A 6,359-nucleotide genomic window follows, 5' to 3' on the forward strand; every position below is an offset into this window, starting at 1 on the left:
ATAAATATCGCTATACGCACGAGTTATAGTACCTCTAGCATAAAGTTCAGGAGGCGTAAATCCATCAGAAGTTTCCCTAGTTCGGCTTGTAGTTAAAATATGGTCAAAATCCAGAGCTAAACCAAAATCGATTAACACGGCTTCTAACTGCCCCTCTCGGTTCCGCAACAAGATATTTCCTGGATGCACATCCCGATGAATCAGTTGATTTTCATGTACAACTATCAGTGCTTCCCCAATTTGCTGAATGTAACGTAGTGCGTCTGGTTCCGAAAGAGTTGGTGGGCGGAGGTCAGCCAAACTCACGTCATCCACATATTCCATTACCAAACACCAATGCTCTCCTTCCTTGAAAGGTTCAGCAACTTCGACAATATGCTTATGCTGACATCGACTAAGTTTTACCGCCTCCTGCCAAAACATCGTTTCTAATCGTCCGCGTTCTGGCTGGCTTAGAGACGTTAGCAAGTCATCATTTAAGGTTTTAATGACTTGGCGATCGCCATTCTGATTTTTGACCAAACTAAGTAATGCCAAAGCGTCCTCTTCCCAACTCTCTTTCAATAGTGTATTTTCCACCTTGCAAGCGATCGCCAGCTATCCAAGCCATCTTTGCAACTCCCAAAATACTTTGATTAATTCTCACACAAGTGAATATTGAGAAGCTAAGTTAGCTTTGAGCAAGAGAGCGATGTCTGCCTTGAAAAGTTCACATTGGCGGAAGCCGCCGCTACGACGGGCTACGCCTACACTCTTTTCTCCCACACCGTAAAATTGCTAAAGTGAAGTCTAGAATAGGCTTTCACACTGCATAACTTTTATGACTACTGTCACCTTAGAGCTACCCGAAGAAATATTCTCTGCCCTGCGCCTGTCACCTAATGAGTTTGTCCGTGAATTGCGTTTGGCTGCGGCCATCCACTGGTATGGACGCGGTGAAATTTCCCAAGAGAAAGCAGCTAATATCGCCGATTTAGATAGAACAGATTTTCTCTTGGCTCTATCCCGTGAACAAATCGATGCCTTCATTGTTGATTTTGATGACTTACAACGGGAATTAGAACGTGGCTGAACCACCTGTAATTAATGCTTCACCTCTAATTTTTTTATCTAGAAGTAGTTTCCTAGATTTGTTGCAGTTATTGGGTGAAGAAGTTTTAGTTCCATCAACGGTAGCTGTTGAAATTCAGCAAAGAGGCACAGAAGACCCGACTGTTACAGCACTTTCACAAACAAACTGGTTAAACCAATTCGCAATTCGCAATTACGTTTTGTGACTCTTATTTAGACCCCGACTAACATACGTTCTGCCCTTCTTAGGCTCTTTACTTAAACCCCCAACTTTTGTTAACAGTTGTGGAAGCACCTCTAACTCCTGAGATTATCCAATCTTGGGATTTAGGTAAAGGCGAATCATCTGTTTTGACTTGGGCGTATACTCACCCTGGTACAGAAGCAATTATGGATGATCTTGCGGCTCGTAGATGTGCAGCAGTACTGGGGATTCCTGTGCGAGGAACACTAGGTATAGTTTTGACAGCAAAGCAACGTGGCAAAATAACAATGGCACGACCAATCATAGAGAATTTACGCTCATCAGGAATGTATCTTTCTGACCGTGCGATCAATCAAGCACTGGCATTAGTTGACGAGTAGTAAGCGACATACGTGTCAACTTAACGTAAAAGTCATGTCCCGCAAGGAACTGAAGTTCCTTGCTAATAGCAAAAGTCATCTGAAGATGACTAAATAATCCGAAAAATTTTTAGTCTACTTCAGTAGACTTTAGCTATAAGCCCTGAAATTCATTTCTGGGCGGGCGTGGAAGCCAACAGTTAAGCCATTTCTAGCTTAAGTTGACACGTATAAGTAAGCGATCGCCCCATCTCCCCTTCCACTGCTAAACTAAAAAACAACCCTTACTCCTGCAAAGGTAACCTTATGACCTCTGCAACCGATTTATCCACCGACCTCACCCCGTTTCCAGACCATACACAACTTCCTGAGTCTGACGGTACATTCGTGAAAAACTTTCAGGAACATCCCCAAAGCATTCTCCTAACCGACTCAATTAAACCGATATTGCAAAAACGTCATCCTGATGGGCAATACTGCATTGGTCAAGATAGCGGTATCTACTGGCGGATGACTGACCCCCAGAAAAAGGCGCAGAAGCACCAGACTGGTTTTATGTAGGCAATGTACCACCTACTTTGAATGGACAAACGCGCAGGTCTTATGTATTATGGCGAGAGTTTATTGCCCCATTGATTGCATTGGAATTCGTTTCTGGGGATGGTAGTGAGGAGCGAGATAAAACTCCTTGGAAGGGGAAATTTTGGATTTACGAGCAAGTCATTCGTCCTCCCTTCTATGGCATTTATGAAGTGAATAAAGCCAGTGTGGCAGTTTATGAATTAATTGGTGGACAATATCAGTTATTAGCAGCAAATGAACGCGGACATTATCCTATACCTCCTTTAGGGGTGGAGTTAGGTCTATGGCAGGGACAATATCAGAATATGAAATTACCTTGGCTACGCTGGTGGGATTTACAAGGTAATTTGTTGTTGACGGGCGAAGAAAGAGCCGAACAAGAACATCAAAGAGCCGAGCAAGAACGTCAAAGAGCAGAACGCCTAGCTGCTCAATTGCGCTCTCTAGGCATTGAACCAGACGCATAATTTTGAGTAAAAGTCAACTATTTATTCACGTCTAGCAACCGGGAAGTTTCTAAGCGACTCATCCACTTTGCGAAATAAACTCGATTCGCTTTTTCCTCGGATGGATCTTTAGTATCTATTGGATAAGGCGCTAGTCCTAAAATCGCTGCTGTGGTTACGCAAAACATCGATTTTTGGAAAGTCATACAAATTTGCACTCGCAAATCATCTTCACCCCGAAGACTGCGACGATAAATTTCATGCAAGTACTCTGGAAGATAATGACGCATATCTTGCATCAACAAGGTAGGAGGAATACCTGCACCGCCGATGGGCAAAGGATCGGCGTATAATGCGCCATACTGGAATCGACTTTGATCTGGGGATATTTGATAAGCTTGGGCGTTGTATGAAACTGTGCCGTGGAAAGGTGTTCCTCTAAAGAAAACTGCTTCTACATAAGGTATTGCTGTGTCTGCCAAGAAAGTCAAACCAACGTCTTCAGGAATGATTTCATAGAGTTTTTCCCGAACTTTGACAGTGTAGGTAATTGGCTTGGATGCATTTTCCACTAACCCTGCTTTAATATGGTCTACAATTTGGGGAATTGATTTGATTTCGCCTTTGTCGTAGCGGTCTGATAAGCTGAGGAAAATATCAGCCATGACTCGCCAAAATTGACCTAAACCAGTGTAGTAAGCAGAAACGCGTAACTGCTCAGTCAAAAAGTCTGGAAACAGTTGGTTAATGCCTAAAATTAAAGGATTATTTTTAAATTTAGCTGTGATGACAGCTTTCGCTCTTTCTTGAAATTCTTTTGTATCTAAATATGTATCTAAACCGCCGCCACCGTGCCACATCATGCCTTTCATGCAATATTCGGCATATTCAAAATTAATGCGATCGTGCCACCAGTGACGAAGTAATTTCTGAAAAGATACTTCTCCATTAAAGTATTTAAAAAATGGGAAAAATACTAAAAACTGATGTTCGGCAATATAATTCAGATTTATTGAATAGGCATCTATAACTACACCATAGCTTTTGAGAATACCAACTACTTCCACCACATTTTCTGGACTATCGGAAAGTAATGCCTGTCCTGTTTGCAGGCGTTCAATAAACTCAGGCAAAGGTTCGTTTGTGAATTTCTTTCTAATAGTTACCATTGCGATTTCTCCATAAAGTATAGGGCATTGAGAGTTAGGAGTAGAGACGCGATTAATCGCGTCTGTACAGGAGTTAGGAATTAGGAGTTTGGAGTTTGGAGTTTGGAGTTATTCTTCCTCATCCCCCTCATCTCCCTCATCTCCCTCATCTCCCCATTCCCTACTCCCCATTCCCCATTCTCTTATGCAAGGACACTGTTGCTACTACGTTTTGGGTATTCACCATTGCTGTAATTGTTGGTTCAGTCCAGCGCACTAACCAACCAGGTTGAATGCCGAAAATCACAATCAGCACAGCTAAAATTGCAGCTGGGCCGCGATCGCTCCAATACACCCGTGGTAAGTTGACAACAGGTGAAGATAAGCGACCAAAAAAGGCGCGGTTAACAAGTAATAGGAAGTAAACCGCTGTTAAACCCGTACCAATCATGCACAGCAGTGTTTGTACTGGAAAAACTGCAAAACTACCCCGATAAACTACGAATTCGGAAATAAATCCTAACATTCCCGGTATACCTGCGCTGGCCATGACTCCGACAATCATCAAGCTACCGATTACTGGCATACCCCGTTCTGGGTTCAGCAGTCCTCTGATGATTTCTAAATCGCGGCTGCCAGCTTTTTTATACACAACGCCCACCAGCAAAAACAGCATTGCAGAAATCAAGCCGTGGCTAATCATTTGCATGACAGCACCCAACACACTTAAAGGTGTAGCCGCCGCCGCCGCTAAAAGTACGTAGCCCATGTGTCCAATGGAACTGTACGCCACCATTTTTTTCATATCGGTTTGGGCGATCGCACAGGATGCACCATACAGTACACTTATTACTGCCCAAGTCGCTAACCAAGGAGCCACATAAGCCCAAGCTTCTGGTAACAAGTTCATCCCAAACCGCAGTAAGCCATAAGTTCCCAACTTTAACAACACTCCAGCCAACAGCACAGAAATTGGTGTGGAAGCTTCAACGTGAGCATCTGGTAACCAAGTATGGAAGGGAACTAAGGGAATTTTAATTCCGAAACCTACCAAAATTCCCCCTAGCAGTAAAAGCTGTGTCGCTAGAGGTAGAGTCGTAGGGTTCAAGGTTGCTAGTGCAAAGCTTGAGGAACCACTCAGCCAAACCATACCGAGGAAACTTGCCAAAATCAAGATTCCCGAAACGGCGGTATAAATGAGAAATTTTGTTGCAGCATAACCCCGCTTGGCCCCACCCCAAATAGCTATCAACAGATATAGCGGGATTAGTTCCAATTCGTAAAATAGGAAAAATAGCAGTAAATCCTGTGCTAGAAAAGCTCCAGTCACCCCAGCGCTTAATAATAGTATTAAAGAGTAATAAAATTTAGGACGCTGAAGGGATTCATCGCTGCTGTAGATGGCAATGCAAGTTAACAGTGCATTTAAAATCAGCAGAGGCAAAGATAAACCATCTATTCCCAGGTTATAGTTTAAACCTAAGACATCTATCCAAGGCAGAGACTCGGCAAACTGTTGAGTGATTTCCCCTGGATGGAACTGAATTGCTAGTATGATTGTCCACAAGAAAGCGATACTGGCAAAGACTAAAGCCACCCCACGGGCAAATTTACCATTGATGCCAGAGGGCGAGAAACCAATTAAAGCTGCGCCGATTAACGGCACTAGAATTAAAACACTAAGCATAGACGGAATTCAGGTTAGGGGAGCAGGGGGAGCAGGGGGAGCAGGGGAGCAGGGGGAGCAGGGGGAGCAGGGGGAGCAGGGGGAGAATAAAAACTTTTAACTCCTAACTCCTGTACAGACGCGATTAATCGCGTCTCCTAACTCCTGTACAGACGCGATTAATCGCGTCTCCTAACTCGCTTAAAAAGGTAATTTATCTAGTAAACCCGATGACCAGCTGATGAATAAACCCAGGACGCTGACGACCGCTAGGATGGTTAACATATAGCCCTGAGATTGCCCAGAAATGCTGTATTTTAAAGTTTGTCCGCCGAGAATTGTCGCAAACCCAACCAAGTTTACTAGACCATCGACTAAATAGCGATCGCTCCAAGCAGAGATTTTAGATAGTAGTGCGACTGCACCCACTACCGTTACCCGATAAACTCGGTCAATATAAAAATCATAACCTAATAAGTCTTGCACAAATCTCCACGCCAAGATTCTGGATCTTGACCAAGCTTTGTGTAGATAAACTGTAGATCCTACACCTACCCCCACGACGGTAGAAGTAAACAACCCTAATGCCACATACCAATTAATACTTTCCCAATCTGGTAGAAGATACCATTGCTGTAGCATCAGAGGCACCAGCAGAGTCAAGACTGTGAGAATCACCATTGGTAAGGCCATCTGCCAACCAACTTCTGGGGTGCGACGGGTTTTCTGTTGCGGTTTACCCCAGAATACTAATCTGAATACTCTGGTCAAGTTTAATGCTGTCAAGCCATTGACCAATAATAAAACCCCAATTACCCAAGGGCTAATATTCACAAAACCGTCAGCCCATGCTAACATTGCCCAAAAGCTTCCTAGTGGTAG

7 protein-coding genes and 2 pseudogenes are annotated in these 6,359 nt (G+C 43.6%); 4 read left to right on the forward strand and 5 right to left on the reverse strand.

Going from position 1 to position 6,359, the window contains the following annotated elements; all coding sequences use genetic code 11:
* Together LC574_RS21195 and LC574_RS38160 are read right to left on the reverse strand one after the other, a co-directional pair.
* The coding region (locus tag LC574_RS21195) for a protein kinase (RefSeq protein WP_229455457.1) at window positions 1-564 on the reverse strand (564 nt) is incomplete at its 3' end.
* Window positions 524-646 (reverse strand): hypothetical protein, encoded by a 123-nt coding sequence (locus tag LC574_RS38160; protein ID WP_267871620.1) that lies wholly within the window; start codon window positions 644-646, stop codon window positions 524-526. The genes LC574_RS21195 and LC574_RS38160, both read right to left, overlap by 41 nt.
* A 174-nt stretch (window positions 647-820) precedes the next feature.
* On the opposite strand from LC574_RS38160, the gene LC574_RS21200 reads away from it, so the two are divergent.
* From LC574_RS21200 to LC574_RS21215, 4 genes and pseudogenes are all read left to right on the forward strand, one after another.
* Window positions 821-1,072: a UPF0175 family protein gene (locus LC574_RS21200; protein ID WP_163930595.1), complete on the forward strand. Its 252-nt coding sequence runs from the start codon at window positions 821-823 to the stop codon at window positions 1,070-1,072.
* Window positions 1,065-1,277, forward strand: coding sequence for a hypothetical protein (locus LC574_RS21205; protein WP_229455458.1), 213 nt, complete (start codon window positions 1,065-1,067; stop codon window positions 1,275-1,277). The genes LC574_RS21200 and LC574_RS21205 overlap by 8 nt, the downstream gene beginning before the upstream one ends.
* 79 nt (window positions 1,278-1,356) lie before the next feature.
* The gene (locus LC574_RS21210) at window positions 1,357-1,656 is read left to right on the forward strand and encodes a DUF3368 domain-containing protein (protein ID WP_229455459.1); all 300 of its coding nucleotides are present in this window, start codon (window positions 1,357-1,359) and stop codon (window positions 1,654-1,656) included.
* A 285-nt stretch (window positions 1,657-1,941) separates the two neighbouring features.
* A pseudogene (locus LC574_RS21215) lies at window positions 1,942-2,684 on the forward strand (Uma2 family endonuclease).
* 17 nt (window positions 2,685-2,701) lie between these two features.
* On the opposite strand, the gene LC574_RS21220 reads toward LC574_RS21215, so the two are convergent.
* The 3 genes and pseudogenes from LC574_RS21220 to LC574_RS21230 form a co-directional block, all read right to left on the reverse strand.
* A complete protein-coding gene (locus tag LC574_RS21220) occupies window positions 2,702-3,832 on the reverse strand; it encodes a CO2 hydration protein (protein WP_229455461.1) in 1,131 nt (376 codons plus the stop codon).
* Between the two features lie 160 nt (window positions 3,833-3,992).
* A complete protein-coding gene (locus LC574_RS21225; protein WP_229455462.1) occupies window positions 3,993-5,498 on the reverse strand; it encodes an NADH-quinone oxidoreductase subunit M in 1,506 nt (501 codons plus the stop codon).
* A gap of 180 nt (window positions 5,499-5,678) precedes the next feature.
* Window positions 5,679-6,359: pseudogene (locus LC574_RS21230) on the reverse strand (NAD(P)H-quinone oxidoreductase subunit F); the annotation flags it as partial.

This window comes from Nostoc sp. CHAB 5715 (genome assembly GCF_020829685.1).
Taxonomy (GTDB): Bacteria; Cyanobacteriota; Cyanobacteriia; order Cyanobacteriales; family Nostocaceae; genus Nostoc.

Coding starts and splice junctions, on each gene's coding strand:
- LC574_RS21225 (WP_229455462.1), bottom strand. CDS start 5,498: ATGCTTAGTGTTTTAATTCTAGTGCCGTTAATCGGCGCAGCTTTAATT.
- LC574_RS21200 (WP_163930595.1), top strand. CDS start 821: ATGACTACTGTCACCTTAGAGCTACCCGAAGAAATATTCTCTGCCCTG.
- LC574_RS21220 (WP_229455461.1), bottom strand. CDS start 3,832: ATGGTAACTATTAGAAAGAAATTCACAAACGAACCTTTGCCTGAGTTT.